Origin of the sequence: Klebsiella sp. X1-16S-Nf21 (assembly GCF_002837615.1) — a bacterium.
Lineage (GTDB): Bacteria > Pseudomonadota > Gammaproteobacteria > Enterobacterales > Enterobacteriaceae > Klebsiella > Klebsiella variicola.
Genome location: NZ_PJDK01000002.1, coordinates 23,178 through 42,150, shown reverse-complemented (window position 1 = coordinate 42,150; position 18,973 = coordinate 23,178). Strand labels below are relative to the sequence as shown.

General features: G+C 54.6%; 16 protein-coding genes. 10 read left to right on the top strand and 6 right to left on the bottom strand.

Features of this window, described 5'->3' with window-relative positions:
* Window positions 1-16: 16 nt before the first annotated feature.
* Window positions 17-292, bottom strand: coding sequence for a LysR family transcriptional regulator (locus tag CW267_RS01575; RefSeq protein ID WP_004204933.1), 276 nt, complete (start codon window positions 290-292; stop codon window positions 17-19).
* 336 nt (window positions 293-628) lie between these two features.
* Between CW267_RS01575 and CW267_RS01570 the strand changes: the two genes are divergently transcribed.
* From CW267_RS01570 to CW267_RS01550, 5 genes are all read left to right on the top strand, one after another.
* Window positions 629-1,582: a hydroxyacid dehydrogenase gene (locus CW267_RS01570; RefSeq protein WP_012540370.1), complete on the top strand. Its 954-nt coding sequence runs from the start codon at window positions 629-631 to the stop codon at window positions 1,580-1,582.
* A gap of 10 nt (window positions 1,583-1,592) precedes the next feature.
* A complete protein-coding gene (locus tag CW267_RS01565) occupies window positions 1,593-2,291 on the top strand; it encodes a methyltransferase (RefSeq protein WP_100781144.1) in 699 nt (232 codons plus the stop codon).
* 64 nt (window positions 2,292-2,355) lie between these two features.
* Complete coding sequence (locus CW267_RS01560; RefSeq protein ID WP_004204936.1) at window positions 2,356-3,750, top strand: DASS family sodium-coupled anion symporter; 1,395 nt, start codon at window positions 2,356-2,358, stop codon at window positions 3,748-3,750.
* Window positions 3,751-3,762: 12 nt separating this feature from the next.
* Window positions 3,763-4,926, top strand: a complete 1,164-nt coding sequence (locus CW267_RS01555) for a metallo-dependent hydrolase (RefSeq protein WP_064170592.1) — start codon at window positions 3,763-3,765, stop codon at window positions 4,924-4,926.
* Window positions 4,927-5,067: 141 nt separating this feature from the next.
* Window positions 5,068-6,951 carry a sigma-54-dependent Fis family transcriptional regulator gene (locus CW267_RS01550; protein ID WP_008806940.1) on the top strand — a complete coding sequence of 628 codons (1,884 nt, stop codon included), beginning with the start codon at window positions 5,068-5,070 and terminating at the stop codon, window positions 6,949-6,951.
* Window positions 6,952-6,982: 31 nt separating this feature from the next.
* On the opposite strand, the gene CW267_RS01545 is transcribed toward CW267_RS01550, so the two are convergent.
* Window positions 6,983-8,176, bottom strand: a complete 1,194-nt coding sequence (locus CW267_RS01545) for an NAD(P)/FAD-dependent oxidoreductase (RefSeq protein WP_046620625.1) — start codon at window positions 8,174-8,176, stop codon at window positions 6,983-6,985.
* A 229-nt stretch (window positions 8,177-8,405) separates the two neighbouring features.
* Between CW267_RS01545 and pitA the strand changes: the two genes are divergently transcribed.
* Window positions 8,406-9,902 carry an inorganic phosphate transporter PitA gene (gene pitA, locus CW267_RS01540; RefSeq protein WP_008806938.1) on the top strand — a complete coding sequence of 499 codons (1,497 nt, stop codon included), beginning with the start codon at window positions 8,406-8,408 and terminating at the stop codon, window positions 9,900-9,902.
* Between the two features lie 59 nt (window positions 9,903-9,961).
* Here pitA and uspB read toward each other — a convergent pair whose 3' ends face one another.
* Window positions 9,962-10,297 (bottom strand): universal stress protein UspB, encoded by a 336-nt coding sequence (gene uspB / locus CW267_RS01535; RefSeq protein WP_002921203.1) that lies wholly within the window; start codon window positions 10,295-10,297, stop codon window positions 9,962-9,964.
* A gap of 382 nt (window positions 10,298-10,679) precedes the next feature.
* Between uspB and uspA the strand changes: the two genes are divergently transcribed.
* Both uspA and dtpB read left to right on the top strand, forming a co-directional pair.
* Window positions 10,680-11,117: a universal stress protein UspA gene (gene uspA / locus CW267_RS01530; protein WP_004145166.1), complete on the top strand. Its 438-nt coding sequence runs from the start codon at window positions 10,680-10,682 to the stop codon at window positions 11,115-11,117.
* Between the two features lie 256 nt (window positions 11,118-11,373).
* On the top strand, window positions 11,374-12,846 hold the full coding sequence (gene dtpB / locus CW267_RS01525) for a dipeptide/tripeptide permease DtpB (protein WP_043874983.1): 1,473 nt from the start codon (window positions 11,374-11,376) through the stop codon (window positions 12,844-12,846).
* A gap of 145 nt (window positions 12,847-12,991) precedes the next feature.
* Here dtpB and rsmJ read toward each other — a convergent pair whose 3' ends face one another.
* The 3 genes from rsmJ to CW267_RS01510 form a co-directional block, all read right to left on the bottom strand.
* The gene (gene rsmJ / locus CW267_RS01520) at window positions 12,992-13,744 is read right to left on the bottom strand and encodes a 16S rRNA (guanine(1516)-N(2))-methyltransferase RsmJ (protein WP_012967105.1); all 753 of its coding nucleotides are present in this window, start codon (window positions 13,742-13,744) and stop codon (window positions 12,992-12,994) included.
* Window positions 13,745-13,751: 7 nt separating this feature from the next.
* Window positions 13,752-15,794 (bottom strand): oligopeptidase A, encoded by a 2,043-nt coding sequence (prlC, locus tag CW267_RS01515; protein WP_032731401.1) that lies wholly within the window; start codon window positions 15,792-15,794, stop codon window positions 13,752-13,754.
* Between the two features lie 182 nt (window positions 15,795-15,976).
* Window positions 15,977-17,248: an acid phosphatase gene (locus CW267_RS01510; protein ID WP_080782743.1), complete on the bottom strand. Its 1,272-nt coding sequence runs from the start codon at window positions 17,246-17,248 to the stop codon at window positions 15,977-15,979.
* A 193-nt stretch (window positions 17,249-17,441) separates the two neighbouring features.
* Between CW267_RS01510 and CW267_RS01505 the strand changes: the two genes are divergently transcribed.
* Complete coding sequence (locus CW267_RS01505) at window positions 17,442-18,284, top strand: 23S rRNA (adenine(2030)-N(6))-methyltransferase RlmJ (RefSeq protein ID WP_008806933.1); 843 nt, start codon at window positions 17,442-17,444, stop codon at window positions 18,282-18,284.
* Between the two features lie 72 nt (window positions 18,285-18,356).
* Window positions 18,357-18,973 (top strand): FAD-dependent oxidoreductase (locus tag CW267_RS01500; RefSeq protein WP_165787417.1); only part of this gene is annotated, 617 nt, incomplete at its 3' end.

Below are 18,973 nucleotides of genomic sequence, written 5' to 3'. Positions count from 1 at the left end.
CCGATTTACGCCGGGCTTATTCAACCAGGTTCTGGGCGCAACGAATCGTGGCGATAGCATTCAGGATACAAAGGATCTCTGGCGTGAGTTTGTAAAAAGCCTTTCCCTTTTCCGTTAATATTACCTTCCTGATATTTTTCCCTCGCACGATGAGATTAAAACCAATCTCGTTTTCCAGCGCACAAATACTGGTGGTAATGGACGCGGCATCGATACCAAAACGTTGTGCTGTATGATGAATATTCCCCGTTTGTACCATAACACTGAACATTTCAATCTGGGCATTATTCATAGTCAATACCCCCTTTTTATTTATTCATTCCGCCATCGTTTTAGTTAACCGCAAACAAAATGTCAATCACTGGCTGCCAATGCCCTGTCGAGCAACAATGTGAAATGCATAACACCGTTATTTAATTTTGCAATCCAGCCATTTCATAATGAAAAAAACCGACGATAACCCCTAATATAAATTTGTGATACTCATCAACATAAAAACAATTCACCATTAATTAACAAAATAAAAATCATTTTAATTTCAATATATTATAAAAATTATCACACTATAAATAAGTTGTGGCATAGGGCATGCACTTATCTCCACGTAAACAACACTGGAGAAATTGACATGACGTATAAAATTCTACTCCCGCAAGAGATCATGGCCGAAGGGAGAGAGTATCTGGAAAGCCGGGGTTATCAGCTAATTAATGGTTCCGGGATGGAAGAGGAAGATATCATCCGCGATATCGGCGACTGCGACGGAATCATCGTGCGCCTGTCAAAAATGTCCGACCGCGTTTTTGAAGCGGCTAAAAAGCTCAAAGTGGTGGCCCGCCATGGCGCAGGTTACGATACCGTAGATCTGGAGTCCGCCAAACGTCATGGCGTTGTGGTATTAAATGCCCCGATAGCCAACAGCATGTCAGTTGCGGAACTGACCATATTTTATATGCTGCACTGCTCACGTAATTTCAAGCTGGTCGAAGAAAAAATGCTTGAAGATTATTACTGGGCAAAACTGCGCACCCCGAAAGTTGAACTTGATGGTAAAACCCTGGGTTTAATTGGCGTAGGAAATATCGGCTCGCGCGTCGCGTTAAAAGCATTGCACGGCTTTAATATGAAAGTCATTGCCTATGATCCCTATAAAACGCAGCAGCAGCTCCCCGAGGGTGTCGAACTGACTGACGATTTCGACCGAATTTTCAAAGAGAGTGATTTCGTTTCGCTGCACTGCCCAACAACAGCGGAAACCACCGACTTCGTCGGCGAAAAACAGTTCTCGATGATGAAGCCCAGCGCCTATTTCATTAATACCGCCCGCGGCAAACTCGTCGATGAGCGCGCGCTTTATCACGCCTTAAGCCAGCAAATTATCGCCGGCGCCGGTGTTGATGTTTTGAAGAAAGAACCCTTCGATGCCAACGATCCTATTTTCGCGCTGAGCAATATCGTCATCGGCCCCCATATCGGTGCCGCCACTATCGAAGCAACCGACAGGGCGTCTCTTCATTCCGCCATCGGCATTGACGAAGTGTTATCGGGTAAAAAACCGTCCTGGCCGGTCCCAGGTTTTTAAGGAGCAAGAGATGACTATTGGTAACCGTGTATTTTTAAAACGTCCGGTGGGAAATATTGCCCTGCTGAAAGAATATGAGCACCTGCCGGCGGCAAATATTGCTGACACCATGAACCGTATCGCGGTATTAGGCAACGGCATCAAGCGTATTTCCTCACCCCAAAAACCGATTATGGCCGGCTTCGCCATTACGGTAAAAGCTCGCGCCGGCGACAATTTGATGCTCCATGCCGCCCTGGATATGGCGGGGGAAAATGACGTCATCGTGGTCTCCAACGAAGGGGATCGCTCGCGGGCATTGATGGGCGAAATCATGGTGGCGTATGCCCACCACATGAAGAAAATTGCCGGTATCGTGCTGGACGGGCCGATTCGCGATATCGACGCCCTATCAGTGCTTGATTTTCCGCTCTATGCCACAGGCTCGAATCCGGCAGGCCCTTTCAAAATGGGACCCGGGGAAGTGAATACCCCCATTGCCGTGGGCGGCGTCGCTGTCTGCCCTGGCGATTTAATTGTCGGCGATGCGGATGGCGTCATTGTCATCCCACTAAGCGATGCAGAAACGGTGCTGGATAAAGCGAAAGAGTACGCCAAATTCGATGCCAGCAAAGTGGACGCCGCCAAAAACGGTACCGCCAATCGTCAATGGGTTAAAAAATCGCTGGATGCAACGGGCGTCGCATTTATCGACGACACGTATCGTTAATTCGATTAAATAATATAAGCCACGGTGGTTTATCTGCCGTGGCCTTAAAGCAAAGGTAACAAAAATGCTTTATTTAAAACTCTTGCCGATTATCTTTTTCCCTGTTTTATTTTGGATAATACCGCATCCGGAAGGCGTTGCCGCCCCGACATGGCATATGGTTGGCATTTATCTGGCCATGCTCTGTGGCCTGGTTTTACGCCCGTTTACCGACGCGGTGATTATGCTGATTATTCTGGGATTCGCCTCTCTGGTACTCGACCCCGGTCCGCTATTCGCTGGATTTGGCAGCCCGATGGTATGGTTTATTATCAGCGCTTTTATTATTTGCAAAGCGTTTGTCATTACCGGGTTAGGTAAACGCATTGCTTATCTGTTACTCAAACGCTACGGCAAAAATACCCTGACGCTCGGCTATCTGATGATGGTCACCGACACGGTGCTGGCCCCGGCGACCGGTTCAAACATGTCGCGTTCGGGAGGGATCACCTACCCCATTTTCAGGAATATCGCCGAAGCGCTTGGCTCGAAGCCCGACGACGGTAGCCGCAAAATCGGTGCCTATCTGACTATCCTGATGTACGTCGTCTCGATGGGGACCTCCAGCCTGTTCCTGACCGGGATGGCCACCAACTCGATCACCGTTTCATTAGCCAATGAAATTATGAAGGTCAATCTTGAGTGGATGACCTGGTTTAAAGCCGCCGTTGTCCCGGCGGGACTGGTGCTCATTCTGGCGCCCTGGATCCTGTATAAAATCTATGCCCCGGAACTCAAAGTTATTGAGAACGTGAACGAAATTGCGGAAAAAGGCCTCAATGAATTAGGCCCGGTAAAACGCGAAGAGAAGCTGTTGATCGTGTTCTTTATTCTCGGCGTGTTAGGCTGGATGACCGGGTCTATCACCGGTATTGCCTTTATTCCGGTAGGGCTCGCCTTCCTCGCCTGTCTGCTGCTTTTCGGCGTCCTGAGCTGGAATGACGTGGTCAGCGAAAAATCAGCCTGGCAGACCTTTGTCTGGTACGGCGCCTTCTACGGTTGCGCGGTGGCGCTGTCAAAAGGGGGCTTCTATGTTTACCTGGTCGACGTGATTAAAAATTATCTCGATCTCTCGCATTTGAGTGAAATCAGCGCGATTGCCGTGCTGGTGTTTATCAGCCTGGCGGTCCGCTATTTTTTCGTCTCAAACAGCGCCTTTGTGGTCTCTTTCTATCCGGTACTTTTTACCCTGGGTATGACCACGCAGGCACATCCGATGTACGTCGCGCTCTCCCTGGCCTTCTCCGCAGGCTATGGCGCGTTATTGACCCACTATGGCAATGGGGCTGGTGTATTTACGTTCTCCAGCGGCTACGTGCCACAGAAAACCTTCTGGATGCTCGGCACCATTATGGTTGTGGTGAACGTGTTAATCTTCTTCTTAATCGGTATTCCTTACTGGAAGCTTATCGGCATCTGACAGGAGCATAAAATGAAACTGGATATAGTCATTAAAAACGGCCAGATCGCCGATATTGAAAACCGTACTTATATCAACGCCGATATTGGTATTAAGGGTAACCGCATCGTTGATATTTCTCATCATAGCGACCTGCAGGCTGAAACCGTTATTGATGCGTCGGGCTGTATCATTCTTCCCGGCCTCATCGATTTTCATGGCCATGTTTTCCATGGCGGAACGGCGATTAGCGTTAACCCTGACATCGTCTGTTTACCCAACGGCGTCACCAGCATGGTCGATGCCGGGAGCAGCGGATGGGTCAACTATTCGCTATTTCGTAATAGCGTGATCCATCCGGCGATGGTGAAAATTAAGAGCTATTTAAACGTGGTCAATGTTGGCCTCTCCACCCTCGGTGGCGGGCCCACCGGCTACCTTGAAAATACCAATCCGGCCAATTACAACGAGGAAAAAATTGCCCAGACGCTGAATGACAATAGAGACAACATCCTGGGTTTGAAATTACGCTATAGCCAGGATATCGCCCGAGGCAGACAGTATGCCAGCGATCCGCTGTTAGCCACGGTCGCCCTCGCACGCAAACTGGAAACCTCGATTTGCGTGCATGTCACCGACTCCCTGTTGTGCGCAGATGAACTGATCCGCTATTTTGAAGAGGGTGACATCTATGCGCACTGTTTCCACGGTACCGGTCATTCCATTCTCAACGAACAAGGGCTGGTGTATGCCGCCATCAAAGAAGCACAGTCCCGGGGGGTGATCTTCGATTGTTCAAACGGTGTCGCCCACTTTGATTTCAAGGTGGCGCAATCGGCGATGGAGCAGGGATTCTACCCTGATATCATCAGTACCGATTTAACCCTGCGCAATAGCTTGCGTACTGATAAGGTCTATAGCCTGCTGCATGTGATGTCGAAATATCTCAATATGGGCATGCCGTTCTTTGACGTTATCCGCGCCGTGACCGCCACGCCGGCTCGCCTGATGAAAATGCAGGGGCAGATTGGTACCCTGGCGGCAAACGCTATTGCCGATATTTCCATTGTGAAATTACGCAAAGATAAGATCACCTTTGAAGATACCCGGGGAAAAACCCTGGAGGGTGATTGCTACCTCGATAACTGCGCCACTATCTGTAACGGACAGATTGTTTATCGCCGTCTGCGTTTCTAATTCGCAAGCCACCAGCCATACGCCTTTCCAGGCGTATGGCTGGTATGATAAAACCCCTCTTCTATGACCTTCGTCATTATTTATCTGCGCCTTAAAATTATAATGATTTTAGCCAATCCTGAGCCGATAAGTGAATAATGTATGAAGAATAATGAAATTGTCATCTTCTCAGTTTCCAGCACCATTACCCAACGGATAATGAATGTTCTTATTGAGCGTAAACTGGAAATCCCCGTCTATGAATTTCGTTATTCTGACGTTCTCAATAAAGCTAATGAAATGATCCAGTCCGGCACCAGAATCATTATTAGCCGGGGCGGCACTGCGGCCCTGCTTCGCAATAACATCCCTATTCCGGTTATCGAAATTGCCCATGATTTTCATGGCGTATACCGCATCCTGCAGGAAGCCAAGAATAAATCACAGAAAATTGCCGCCATTGGCTTCCCTCAGTTTTGCCGGGCGCTGCGGCATTACCAAAGCATGACCAACGACGAGTTTAAAATCTGCCAGGTCTACAATCACCATGACATTGAAAATGTTATAAAAAATCTATCAGAAAATGGTTATCATATGGTCATTGGTGGTTTGACTGTCGCCGAAATGGCCAAGAAATACAATCTCAACGTTATTGAAGGCGACGCCGACAATAATTCCATTGAACAAGCCATTAATGAAGCTCATGGCTTACTAAAATATATTAATCGGGAAAATTTAAAGTTAGTCATGAGCCATGCGGCATTGAATCAATCACGCGAAGGCATTATGTGTGTTGATCAACTGGGTGAAATCATTAATATCAATGCTATCGGCATGACCTTATTTCAATGTCAGGTAGGTGACAAAATCTTTAAAAAAGAAGCTTTTAAAGATATCTATGCCAGCATGATTAATGAGTCCAACATCAAAGAGCAAACTATCGAAATTAATGGCACACTTGTTTGTATCTCAGTCCGTCATTTTTCCAATCGCCAAAACACCTATGCCATTATCACTGGCTTAAGCCAGGAAAGTACACTCTGGCAGCAGACTAACAGTAAAAAAAGTAAATTACGCGGCTACGCCACCAGCTATTCTTTTGACAATATTATTGCGCAATCGCCGATCATGCATCAGGTGATACAAAAAGCCAGGCTGTGCGCTCAGCATGATCTTCCGGTCCATCTCTTAGGGGATACCGGCACGGGGAAGGAACTGTTTGCTCAGAGTATTCATCACGTCAGCGCCCGCAGCCATGGTCCTTTTATCGCCATCAACTGCGCGGCTATTCCGGAGAGCCTGCTGGAAAGTGAACTTTTCGGTTATGCCGAAGGCGCATTTACCAATGCGCGGAAGGGAGGCAAACCCGGGGTCTTTGAAATGGCCACTAACGGAACGGTATTTATCGATGAGATCAGTGAGGCCCCGCTGTCGGTCCAGGTGAAGCTGCTGCGCGTATTGCAGGAGAAGCAATTTTCCCGTCTTGGTGGCGACAGCCTGCTCTCAGCCGATTTTCGCCTGATCACCGCCAGCAATAAAGATCTGGGTCAGCTCATCGCCAGCGGGGAGTTCCGCCAGGATCTCTATTACCGAATCAATATTCTTGAACTGCAGCTCCCGCCATTACGCGAAAGACCTGAAGATATTATGGTGCTGATTCACCATCTTCTGCAGCAACAGAACAAGCACCTCACCTTTACCCCGGATGCCGTGAACTGCTTACAGAACTATGAGTGGCCAGGCAATATCCGTGAGCTGCAGGCGGTCATTTATCGCCTCATCGTCTTGCTGGAGGGTGATACGGTGGATAAAGCGGTATTGCAGCAGATCAGTCACCTCTCACCGCCCTGTCACCAGGGCGTGTCTCTTGTGGCTGACCTCGCGGTGGTCGCGGATGAGAGCGATCTGCTAAAAAAACAGGAGAAACAGCTGATCGCGAGCGTGATTGAAAAAACGGATGGCGACAGAACCAAAGCCTCGGCCATCCTCGGCATCAGTCCTACCACCCTGTGGCGTAAACTGAAGCAACATAACATCAGCGGATAAACCGAACCTGTCCGCCGGAATAAAACCGCCGTTACCCTTCCACCAGCGCCTGCGCGCAGGCCCAGGCGCTTGACCACGCCCACTGGAAGTTATAGCCGCCGAGCCAGCCGGTGACGTCCATCACTTCGCCGATAAAGTAGAGACCCGACGCCTTACGCGCCTCCATGGTACGTGACGAAAGTTCGTTGGTATCCACACCGCCGAGGGTCACCTCCGCCGTCCGGTAGCCTTCGGTGCCGTTCGGCTGCACGCGCCAGGCGGTCAGTGTCTCCACCAGCGTCTGCTGATCGCGAACGTTCAGTTGCTTCAGTGCCACATCAGGTATCTGTCCCAGCTGCTGCAGACACTCCACCAGCCGCTTCGGCAGCTGCATCGCCAGGGTATTTTTCAGGCTCTGGTTGGGATGCGCGCTGCGCTGCTCGTTAAGGAAGTCCTCAAGATTGCAGTCCGGCAGCAAGTTAACAGTGACGAACTCGCCGGGCTGCCAGTAGCTGGATATCTGCAGCACCGCCGGCCCGGAAAGGCCACGATGGGTAAACAGCAGATTTTCGCGGAACAGGGTGCCGTTCTCGGCGGTAATGGTAGAAGGCACCGAAACGCCGGAGAGCACCTGCAGCTGCTCGAGCAGCGGCTTATGCAGGGTAAACGGCACCAGCCCGGCGCGGGTCGGCAGCACCTTCAGGCCGAACTGCTCGGCCACCTTGTAGCCAAACGGCGAGGCGCCGAGCCCCGGCATCGACAGACCGCCGGAGGCAATCACCAGCTTTTTGGTCATCAGCGTTTCGCCGTTCACCTGTAGCCGGTAGCCTTGTTCATCTCGCTCGACGCTGAGGATTTCGCTGCGCAGGCGGATCTGCACGTCGCCCTTTTCGCATTCCGCGAGCAGCAGATTGACGATCTGCTCCGCCGAATCATCACAAAACAGCTGGCCGAGCGTCTTCTCATGCCAGGCGATGCCATATTTGCCGACCAGCTCGATAAAGTCCCACTGGGTGTAGCGCGCCAGGGCAGATTTGCAAAAATGCGGGTTTTGGCTCAAATAGGCCGCCGGCTCAACATACATGTTGGTAAAGTTGCAGCGGCCGCCGCCGGACATCAGAATTTTTCGTCCCGGCTTTTTGCCGTTATCGAGCAGCAGGACGCGGCAGCCGAGCTGGCCCGCCTGCGCTGCGCAAAACATTCCCGCCGCTCCGGCGCCAACGACAATGGCATCAAACCTTTCCACACCGCGTTCCTCGTTCCCCAATTGTCGGGTTTTGTAAATATTTCACTCTGGTCACACCAGCGGGAAAAATCCCGCATTAGATACATCATTGAAAGATATAGGATTACTCCCAACAGGGTAAAACCTAAACAGGAAGAAAATCAAAAAAAGTCTATATTTCACTTTGCCCGCGCCGCTAAAGTCACTGATAATGCGCCGCGTTCATGTCCTCAAAATGGCGTAACGTCCTATGCTACATTTATTTGCCGGTCTGGATTTACATACCGGACTATTATTATTGCTTGCTTTAGCTTTTGTACTGTTTTACGAAGCGATTAACGGTTTCCATGATACCGCAAACGCGGTGGCTACGGTTATCTACACTCGCGCAATGCGCTCGCAGCTTGCTGTGGCGATGGCGGCGCTCTTCAACTTCTTCGGCGTTCTGCTGGGCGGTCTCAGCGTAGCCTATGCCATTGTGCATATGCTGCCCACCGATCTGCTGCTTAACATGGGTTCCGCACATGGCCTCGCCATGGTGTTCTCTATGCTGCTGGCGGCGATCATCTGGAACCTCGGCACCTGGTATTTCGGCCTCCCGGCCTCCAGTTCTCACACCCTGATTGGCGCCATCATCGGTATTGGTTTAACCAATGCGCTGATGACCGGTACTTCAGTGGTTGATGCGCTGAATATCCCGAAAGTCATCGGCATTTTTGCTTCGCTTATCATCTCGCCGATCGTCGGTCTGGTGATTGCGGGCGGCCTGATTTTCATTCTCCGTCGCTACTGGAGCGGTACCAAAAAACGCGCGCGTATCCACCTGACCCCCGCAGAACGTGAAAAGAAAGACGGTAAGAAAAAACCGCCGTTCTGGACCCGTATCGCCCTGATCCTGTCCGCTATCGGCGTGTCGTTCTCCCACGGCGCCAACGATGGGCAGAAAGGCATTGGTCTGGTGATGCTGGTGCTGATTGGCGTCGCCCCGGCGGGCTTCGTGGTGAATATGAACGCCTCCGGTTACGAAATCACTCGTACCCGCGACGCGGTCAACAACGTGGAAACCTTCTTTCAGCAGCGCCCTGACCTGCTGAAGAAAGCCACCGGTGTTGACCAGTTGGTTCCGTCTCCGGATACCAATACCGCGGCCAACGGTGAGTTTCATTGCCATCCAGCAAATACTATCAACGCGCTTGACCGCGTGAAGACTATGCTGACCGGCGTTGAAACCTACGATTCACTGTCACCGGATCAGCGCGGTCAGCTGCGTCGCATTATGCTCTGCATCTCCGACACCACTGATAAAGTGGCGAAGCTGCCGGACGTCAGCGCTGACGACCAGCGTCTGCTGAAGAAACTGAAAACCGATATGCTGAGCACCATCGAGTACGCGCCAATCTGGATTATTATGGCGGTCGCGCTGGCGTTAGGTATCGGCACCATGATCGGCTGGCGCCGCGTGGCGACCACCATCGGTGAGAAGATTGGTAAGAAGGGCATGACCTACGCTCAGGGGATGTCGGCACAGATGACCGCGGCGGTTTCTATCGGCCTGGCGAGCTACACCGGAATGCCGGTTTCCACCACCCACGTGCTCTCCTCCTCGGTAGCGGGGACAATGCTGGTGGATGGCGGTGGTCTGCAGAAAAAGACCGTGACCAGCATCCTGATGGCCTGGGTGTTGACCCTTCCGGCAGCGATTATCCTTTCAGGCGTCCTTTACTGGCTCTCCCTGAAACTGATTTAAACGTCATTCGATCAAAACGGGTCAGCTTGCTGGCCCGTTTTTTTATCCCGAAGATGTCGTTAGTGCCAGATCATCAGCGCAATCAGGCTCACCACCACCAGACCGCACAGCGCGCTGGTCAGGATAAACTGACGACGGACACGTTCGCAGCGACGAATAAATTCATCATCGTGATGGTCACGGTAACGCTGGGCGTAGATATACCAGACCAGCCGCATCTGTTTGCTGGGCTGCCCATGCGAGGTAAAAAAGCCGCCGCCATCAACATACTGATAGAGCAAGGGATCGCAACCACGTAGCACCACCAATAATGCACGCAACGATGAGAAGTAGCGTGCCATATTCACCACACAAACGACACACAGGGCCCAAAACAGCGCAATAGTGCTGATCATACCTCCTCCCCGGCGACCCGCCCACGGAGAAATCCTCCGCGGCTACCGCTCCCCAAATAACCCACGACGATACCGTAAAGAGTGCGATTCCGATCACATTTATTTTTCCGACCGGCTCATTAAATAGTGTAGGAGATCCATTAATTTTTTTACCACAAGGTTATTCGTTATCAATACGTAAGACGGATAAATTTGTTTAACTTTTAGGTGAACCCAGTGCATTGACGGAGTGCGGGGGGCGCTATAAGGTAGGAAATATCTTCTACAATGAAGTCCTTAAAGGCTACCCTCCCGCGAATGTAGCACGCAGGACGCGGGCGAAACGGCAGCGCCAGCTGTCAGGTCCAATGGTCATCGACAAACTTATGGAAGGAGTAACACTATGGCTTACAAACATATTCTTATTGCAGTAGACCTGTCCCCGGAGAGTAAAGTACTGGTTGAAAAAGCCGTTTCTATGGCCCGCCCGTATAACGCAAAAGTGTCCCTGATCCACGTGGATGTGAATTACTCCGACCTCTACACCGGGCTGATTGACGTTAACCTCGGCGACATGCAAAAACGCATCTCCGAAGAGACCCATCACGCGCTGACCGAGCTCTCCACCAACGCGGGCTACCCGATCACCGAGACCCTGAGCGGCAGCGGCGACCTCGGCCAGGTGCTGGTCGATGCGATTAAAAAATATGATATGGATCTGGTGGTCTGCGGCCACCATCAGGACTTCTGGAGCAAGCTGATGTCTTCTGCCCGCCAGCTGATCAACACCGTCCATGTCGACATGCTGATCGTCCCGCTGCGCGACGAAGAAGACGAATAACCGTCCCGTTTTATCCGCGTAAGACGCCCGCCGATGCGGGCGTCTTTATTTTCGCTTTCCCCTCACCGCATGGCAGAGATTAAAGCCATAAAATCGCCATTCAATTAGTGTGATCAACCAGTTATTCGCCAAAACATCTATATAATAATCTATTCACTAAGCCAATAACCGCAGCATGGCGAGTTATCAGACATTTTCGGCGCGTTCTGGCATACGCGTTCATACTTTTTGGGAAAGTAAAACAAGGCGAAGGAATATGAATACTACTGCACCTACGGGCTTGCTGCAGCAACCTCGTCCGTTCTTCATGATCTTCTTTGTGGAGCTCTGGGAACGTTTTGGCTATTACGGCGTTCAGGGGATCCTGGCGGTCTTCTTTGTTAAACAGCTGGGCTTCTCTCAGGAACAGGCCTTTATCACCTTCGGCGCCTTCGCGGCGCTGGTTTACGGGCTGATCTCCATCGGCGGCTACGTGGGCGACCATCTGCTGGGGACCAAACGCACGCTGGTGCTTGGCGCCATTGTGCTGGCGATCGGCTACTTTATGACCGGGATGTCGCTGCTGAAACCGCAGCTGATCTTTATCGCTCTCGGCACCATCGCCGTCGGCAACGGTTTGTTTAAAGCCAACCCGGCGAGCCTGTTGTCAAAATGCTATCCGCCTAAAGACGCCCGTCTCGACGGGGCGTTTACCCTGTTTTATATGTCGATAAACATCGGTTCACTGCTGTCGCTCTCGCTGGCGCCGGTGATCGCCGAAAAGTTTGGCTATGCCGTGACCTATAACCTGTGCGGCGCGGGGCTGATTATCGCGCTGCTGGTCTACTTCGCCTGCCGCGGGATGGTGAAAGATATTGGCTCCGAGCCGGATCATCACCCCCTCAGCCTGCGCAATCTGGCGCTGGTGCTGGCCGGGACGGTGGTAATGATTTTTCTCTGCGCCTGGCTGATGCATAACGTGATGGTCGCCAACCTGGTGCTGATTGTCCTGTCGATCGTGGTCATTGCGTTCTTTTTCCGCGAAGCGTTTCGCCTTGATAAAACCGGGCGCAACAAAATGTTCGTCGCCTTTATCCTGATGATCGAGGCGGTGTTGTTCTACATTCTGTATGCCCAGATGCCGACCTCGCTAAACTTCTTCGCCATCAACAACGTCCATCATGAGATCCTGGGCTTTACCATCAATCCGGTCAGCTTCCAGGCGCTCAATCCCTTCTGGGTGGTGGTTGCCAGTCCGGTGCTGGCGGCGATCTACACCCATCTCGGTCACAAAGGGAAAGACCTGACCATGCCGGTGAAGTTTACCCTCGGGATGTTGCTCTGCGCGCTGGGCTTCCTGACCGCCGCAGCCGCCGGAATGTGGTTTGCCGACGCCCAGGGATTAACCTCGCCGTGGTTTATTGTGCTGGTCTATCTGTTCCAGAGCCTGGGCGAACTGCTGATCAGCGCCCTGGGGCTGGCGATGGTTGCCGCGCTGGTGCCGCAGCATCTGATGGGCTTTATTCTGGGGATGTGGTTTCTGACCCAGGCCGCCGCGTTCCTGCTGGGCGGCTATGTGGCGACCTTTACCGCGTTGCCGGAAAACATCACCGATCCGCTGCAGACCTTGCCGGTCTATACCAATGTGTTCAGTAAAATTGGCCTGGTGACGCTGGGCGTCACGGTGGTGATGGCGCTAATGGTGCCGTGGCTGAACCGGATGATTAATACCCCGGCCAGCGCCGAGTAACCGTTTAAGACGGCCGATCCGCGCTGGCGCCGTTTGTTCAGATATTGCGGTTCCCGGCTTACGCTACACTGAGCCGGGCGACAATTCGGTAGCCCGGATAAGGCGCGTTGCGCCGCTATCCGGGAGATACCACCACGGCGTAATATTACTCCGGCGTACCGGCGTAAATATCAAACCGATGCCCTTTGGTCACCACCGCGTTCGGCGTGGCGACCTCCGCCAGCGGCGGCGCATAATCCGGGCGCTTCACCACCACCCGTTTGGTCGCCAGCTGGCGCGCCGGGGCCAGCAGGCCATCGGCGTCTAAATCGGGCCCCACCAGCGACTGAAAGACGCGCATCTCTTTCTTCACCAGCGCGCTTTTCTGCTTATGCGGGAACATTGGATCGAGGTACACCACCTGCGGACGCGGGGTGATATCGGTCAGCGCCGTCAGGCTGGAGGCGTGGATCAGCTGCAGCCGCTCCTCCAGCCAGCCGCCAATTTCCGCATCGGCATAGCCGCGCGCCAGGCCATCGTCGAGCAGCGCGGCGACCACCGGATTACGCTCCAGCATTCGCACGCGGCAACCGACCGACGCCAGCACGAAGGCATCGCGTCCCAGCCCGGCGGTGGCGTCGACGACATCCGGCAGGTAATCACCTTTAATACCCACCGCTTTGGCGACCGCTTCACCGCGGCCGCCGCCAAACTTGCGACGGTGGGCCATCGCCCCGCCGACAAAGTCGACGAAGATGCCGCCAAGTTTGGGCTCATCGCGCTTACGCAGCTCCAGATGCTCCGTCGTCAGCACCAGCGCCATCGGGTTATCTTCATCCTGCTCCAGCCCCCAGCGGGCGGCTAAAACAGATAAGGCGCCGTCTCCGGCGCCTGTTTCATCAATTAAGCAGATCTTCACCGCAGACTTAACCCTTGATCCCGTAGTGCTCCAGCATCGCGTCCAGCTGCGGCTCACGGCCGCGGAAGCGTTTGAACAGCACCATCGGCTCTTCGGAACCGCCGCGGCTCAGGATATTGTCGAGGAACGACTGACCGGTTTCGCGGTTGAAAATCCCCTCTTCTTCGAAGCGTGAGAAGGCGTCTGCCGCCAGCACGTCGGCCCACAGGTAGCTGTAGTAACCTGCCGCATAGCCGCCGGCGAAGATGTGGCTGAACGCATGCGGGAAACGGCCCCAGGTCGGGCCCGGCACCACAGCGACCTGCTTTTTAATCTCGGCCAGGGTCTCAAGAATTTTCGCCCCCTGCTCCGGCTTGTATTCCGCATGCAGGCGGAAATCGAACAGGCCGAACTCCAGCTGGCGCAGAATAAACATCGCCGCCTGGTAGTTTTTCGCCGCCAGCATTTTCTCCAGCAGCTCCTGCGGCAGCGGTTCACCGGTTTCATAATGACCGGAGATAAACGCCAGCGCTTCCGGCTCCCAGCACCAGTTTTCCATAAACTGGCTCGGCAGTTCGACTGCATCCCACGGCACCCCGCTGATGCCGGAAACGCCGGCGGTATCAATGCGGGTCAGCATGTGGTGCAGACCGTGGCCGAACTCGTGGAACAGGGTAATCACTTCGTCGTGGGTGAACAGCGCCGGTTTGCCGTTGACCGGGCGGTTGAAGTTACAGGTCAGGTAGGCGACCGGCTTCTGCAGGGAACCATCCAGTTTACGCATCTGGCCGACACAGTCGTCCATCCACGCCCCGCCGCGTTTATGTTCGCGGGCATACAGGTCAAGATAGAAGCTGCCGCGCAGCTCGTTGTGTTCGTCATACAGCTCGAAGAAGCGCACTTCCGGATGCCACACATCGACATCGGTACGCTCTTTAGCGGTAATGCCGTAAATGCGCTTAACCACTTCGAACAGGCCGTTAACGGCTTTGTTTTCCGGGAAATAGGGGCGGAGCTGCTCATCGCTGATGCTGTAGAGGTGCTGCTTCTGTTTTTCGCTGTAGTAGGCAATGTCCCACGGCTGCAGTTCATCAACGCCAAACTCGGCTTTGGCGAAGGCACGCAGCTGGGCCAGCTCTTTTTCGCCCTGCGGACGGGCGCGTTTTGCCAGGTCGGTGAGGAAGTCGAGCACCTGCTGTGGATCCTCCGCCATTTTGGTGGCGAGGGATTTAAAGGCATAGCTGTCAAAGCCCAGCAGCTGCGCCAGCTCATGGCGCAGAGCGAGGATCTCCGCCATCACCGGGCTGTTATCCCATTTACCGGCGTTCGGCCCCTGATCGGAGGCACGCGTGGAGTAGGCGCGGTACATCTCTTCGCGCAGCGCCTGGTTGTCGCAGTAGGTCATCACCGGCAGGTAGCTCGGGATATCCAGGGTCAGCAGATACCCTTCCTGCTCTTTCGCCTGGGCCTGAGCCTGAGCGGCAGCCAGCGCGCTTTCCGGCATACCGGCCAGATCGGCGACGTCGGTCACCAGCTTGTTCCAGCCCATGGTGGCGTCGAGGACGTTGTTGCTGTACTGGTTACCCAGCTCAGAGAGGCGCGAGGCGATTTCACCGTAGCGTTTCTGCGCCTCCGGCGGCAGGCCAATACCGGATAATTCAAAATCGCGCAGCGCGTTGTCGACCGCTTTTTTCTGTGCGGTATTCAGCGTGGCGTAGTTATCGCCATCGCGCAGGTCACGGTAGGCTTTATACAGCCCTTCATGCTGGCCAACCCAGGTACTGTACTCGGAGAGCAGCGGCAGGGTCTGTTCGTAAGCTTCGCGCAGTTCCGGGCTGTTTTTTACCGAATTCAGATGGCTGACTGGCGAGAAGATGCGTCCCAGCACATCGTCCACTTCCGCCAGCGGCTGGCAAAGATTTTCCCAGCTATACGGCGCGCCGTGCGCCACCGCGCTTTCCACCGCGGCCCGGCAATCATCCAGCGCTTTGGTGACCGCAGGGACCACGTGTTCCGGTTTGATCGCAGAAAAAGGCGGCAGGGAAAAAGGCGTCAGTAATGGATTGGTCATATGCGCTGTCCTGTTGAAAAGGGTGAATGAAGCGCGCGTCCGGCGCTTATGCATGAGATCTAGAATGGGGGATAGTTGGGGGAATTTCAATGACGGGCGGTGCGTCATCCTGGGTATTACTGCGATAAGTCCGCCCGTTGCGGGAAAAGGCCGACACGCGGTGCAGCGTGCCGGAAACCGCATTAATGCCTTTTTTGCGCCATCTCCCAGGCCGCCGACAGATTCAACCGCTGCCAGAACTGTTGTTCGGGGGTGGTGCCGGAAAGGGGGTAACCCGCCGGCAGCGCGGTGTTGACCATCAACGCCCGACGCTGGGCCGCTGACAGTTGCGGCAGGGCAGCCTCCAGCAGCACTTCCGCCCCCTCAGGCACCTGCAGACGCGGCTGCGGCCCCTTCTGCTGCGGCAGGTCGTAGGTCATGGTGAAACGAGAGAAATCACGCATCGCCGGATCGCGCCAGGGATCGTCTTTCACGCTGCTCTTCGCGCACTCAGCAAGCGATGTGCCGCAGGCTTTCGCCAGCGCGGCGCGCAGCTGATCGCGGGCTTCGTTAAATAATACCCGGTAGTGCGGATCGTTAAGATAGTGGGCCACGTTGCGCTCGGCCACCATCCGCGAGCCGATCACGTCCAGCGGATAGTGGACGCCCAGCACGATGCGCGAGTAGCCATAGCGGGCGCCGCGGGTTACCAGCGCGTCGTAGCGCTCCGGGATCATCGCCGCCAGCAGCAGCGCATCAGTATAGCCGGTGTTGGTGTGGCCGCTGGGGAACGAGCCGCCGTCGGCGGTATAGGGCTGGTTATCCTTCACCACCACGTCGTCCGGCACCAGGTGAATGGTGTTGCCCTGAACCAGAAACGGCCGCGGATTGTTGAAGTGCTTTTTCGCCTCGCCGGTGCTGACTTCCGAGGCTTTGATCAATGCTGCCGCTTTCCCCAGCGCGCCCTGGTCATAGGCGGTCAGAAACGCTTTGCCCAGCCGCGGCCCCAGCGCATCGCTGAGGAAGTAGAGGTAGCTAATCCCTTCCGCATCTACCAGTGCCTGACGGCGTGTCGTCTGCACGGCATCGCGATTGATGCTAGTCACCGTCGCCAGATTCTGCTTCACGACGGTCTCCGGCAGGGTGCTGAACGCCGACAACAGCGCAATACCCGCCTGCTGGTTGGCCCGGGTCTGGAAGTCATAGCCGCTGGCCTTCAGCCAGGCGGTATCGGCCTGAGTTTTGTTTTGTTTCGTGTGCGCCAGCCGATCGCGGGTCAGCGTGGCGGCATCCCCCTGCAGAGCGTGACGTAGCTGCGTCAGCCCCTGTTGCTCAAGATCGTCATACGCCTGGCTGGAGGCAGCCGGCGTCACGCTATTGGCGAGGGCCGCCGCCCTGTCCAGCGGGATGTCTTTGGCCAGAACCGGTTGCGCCAGCAGCAGCGCGACGGCCAGCAGTGAGAGTTGCCTTTTCATTATTTTTCCTTTTATTCAGATAATTACCTTGCCTGCACCCGACGCTAGCGCGGCCGTTTGACGTTTTTATGACAGCGTTATGTTTTGCAACGCTTTTGGCAGAAATGAAACAGCGCGGCGGCGCAGCGGTAATCTCGGCCGATCTGCGGTAAACTATCGGTTAACTTGTTTACTTCCCGGAATCTCTGTATCCATGCTCAGTTATCGCCACAGCTTTCACGCAGGCAACCACGCCGACGTCCTCAAACACACCGTTCAGAGCCTGATCATCGAAGCGCTGAAAGAGAAAGAAAAACCGTTTCTCTACCTGGACACCCACGCTGGCGCGGGCCGCTATCAGCTGAGCGGCGAGCACGCCGAGCGTACGGGCGAGTATCTCGAAGGCATCGCCCGCATCTGGCAGCAGGACGACCTGCCGGCAGAGCTGGAGCCGTATATTTCCGTGGTCGAACACTTCAACCGTAATGGCCAGCTGCGCTACTATCCGGGCTCTCCGCTGATCGCCCGCCAGCTGCTGCGCGAGCAGGACAGCCTGCAGATGACCGAGCTGCACCCGAGCGACTTCCCGCTGCTGCGCGCCGAGTTCCAGAAAGACAGCCGCGCGCGCGTCGATAAAGCCGATGGCTACCAGCAGCTGAAAGCCAAGCTGCCGCCGGTATCGCGCCGCGGTTTGATTCTGATCGACCCGCCGTACGAAATTAAAACCGACTATCAGGCGGTGGTGACCGGGATCCACGAAGGCTACAAACGCTTCGCCACCGGCACCTACGCCCTGTGGTATCCGGTCGTGCTGCGCGCACAGATCAAACGCATGATCAAAGAGTTAGAAGCCACCGGCATTCGCAAAATTCTGCAAATCGAGCTGGCGGTGCGTCCGGACAGCGACCAGCGCGGCATGACCGCCTCCGGGATGATCGTCATCAACCCGCCGTGGAAGCTGGAGCAGCAGATGAACAATGTGCTGCCGTGGTTGCACAGCAAGCTGGTTCCGGCCGGCACCGGCCACGCCACCGTCAGTTGGATCGTACCGGAGTAATCGCAACCATCGGTGGAACCTTTTAAGCCTCGCGCTACAATCGCGGCAATCAACGATTAAGGACATATGGGCATGAGCAAACATTATGATTACCTCGCCATCGGCGGCGGTAGCGGCGGTATCGCCTCGATTAACCGCGCGGCCATGTACGGCCAGAAGTGCGCGCTGATTGAAGCCAAAGAACTGGGCGGCACCTGCGTCAACGTCGGCTGCGTGCCGAAAAAAGTAATGTGGCATGCGGCGCAGATCCGCGAAGCGATTCATCTTTACGGCCCGGACTACGGTTTCGATACCACCATCAACCATTTCGACTGGGAGAAGCTGGTCGCCAGCCGTAGCGCCTACATCGACCGCATCCATACCTCCTACGACAACGTACTGGGTAAGAACAACGTCGACGTGATCAAAGGCTTCGCGCGCTTTGTCGATGCCCATACCGTGGAAGTGAACGGCGAGACGATCACCGCTGACCATATCCTGATCGCCACCGGCGGCCGGCCGAGCCACCCGAATATTCCGGGTGTGGAATACGGTATTGATTCCGACGGTTTCTTTGAACTGCCGGCGCTGCCGAAGCGCGTGGCGGTGGTCGGCGCGGGCTATATCGCCGTTGAGCTGGCGGGGGTGATTAACGGCCTCGGCGCCGAAACGCACCTGTTCGTGCGTAAACACGCGCCGCTGCGCAGCTT

Excerpts from the sequence above, each read along its gene's own strand:
- CW267_RS01575 (WP_004204933.1), bottom strand. The coding sequence starts at position 292 with ATGAATAATGCCCAGATTGAAATGTTCAGTGTTATGGTACAAACGGGG.
- CW267_RS01570 (WP_012540370.1), top strand. The coding sequence starts at position 629 with ATGACGTATAAAATTCTACTCCCGCAAGAGATCATGGCCGAAGGGAGA.
- CW267_RS01565 (WP_100781144.1), top strand. The coding sequence starts at position 1,593 with ATGACTATTGGTAACCGTGTATTTTTAAAACGTCCGGTGGGAAATATT.
- CW267_RS01560 (WP_004204936.1), top strand. The coding sequence starts at position 2,356 with ATGCTTTATTTAAAACTCTTGCCGATTATCTTTTTCCCTGTTTTATTT.
- CW267_RS01555 (WP_064170592.1), top strand. The coding sequence starts at position 3,763 with ATGAAACTGGATATAGTCATTAAAAACGGCCAGATCGCCGATATTGAA.
- CW267_RS01550 (WP_008806940.1), top strand. The coding sequence starts at position 5,068 with ATGAAGAATAATGAAATTGTCATCTTCTCAGTTTCCAGCACCATTACC.
- pitA (WP_008806938.1), top strand. The coding sequence starts at position 8,406 with ATGCTACATTTATTTGCCGGTCTGGATTTACATACCGGACTATTATTA.
- uspB (WP_002921203.1), bottom strand. The coding sequence starts at position 10,297 with ATGATCAGCACTATTGCGCTGTTTTGGGCCCTGTGTGTCGTTTGTGTG.
- uspA (WP_004145166.1), top strand. The coding sequence starts at position 10,680 with ATGGCTTACAAACATATTCTTATTGCAGTAGACCTGTCCCCGGAGAGT.
- dtpB (WP_043874983.1), top strand. The coding sequence starts at position 11,374 with ATGAATACTACTGCACCTACGGGCTTGCTGCAGCAACCTCGTCCGTTC.
- prlC (WP_032731401.1), bottom strand. The coding sequence starts at position 15,794 with ATGACCAATCCATTACTGACGCCTTTTTCCCTGCCGCCTTTTTCTGCG.
- CW267_RS01510 (WP_080782743.1), bottom strand. The coding sequence starts at position 17,248 with ATGAAAAGGCAACTCTCACTGCTGGCCGTCGCGCTGCTGCTGGCGCAA.
- CW267_RS01505 (WP_008806933.1), top strand. The coding sequence starts at position 17,442 with ATGCTCAGTTATCGCCACAGCTTTCACGCAGGCAACCACGCCGACGTC.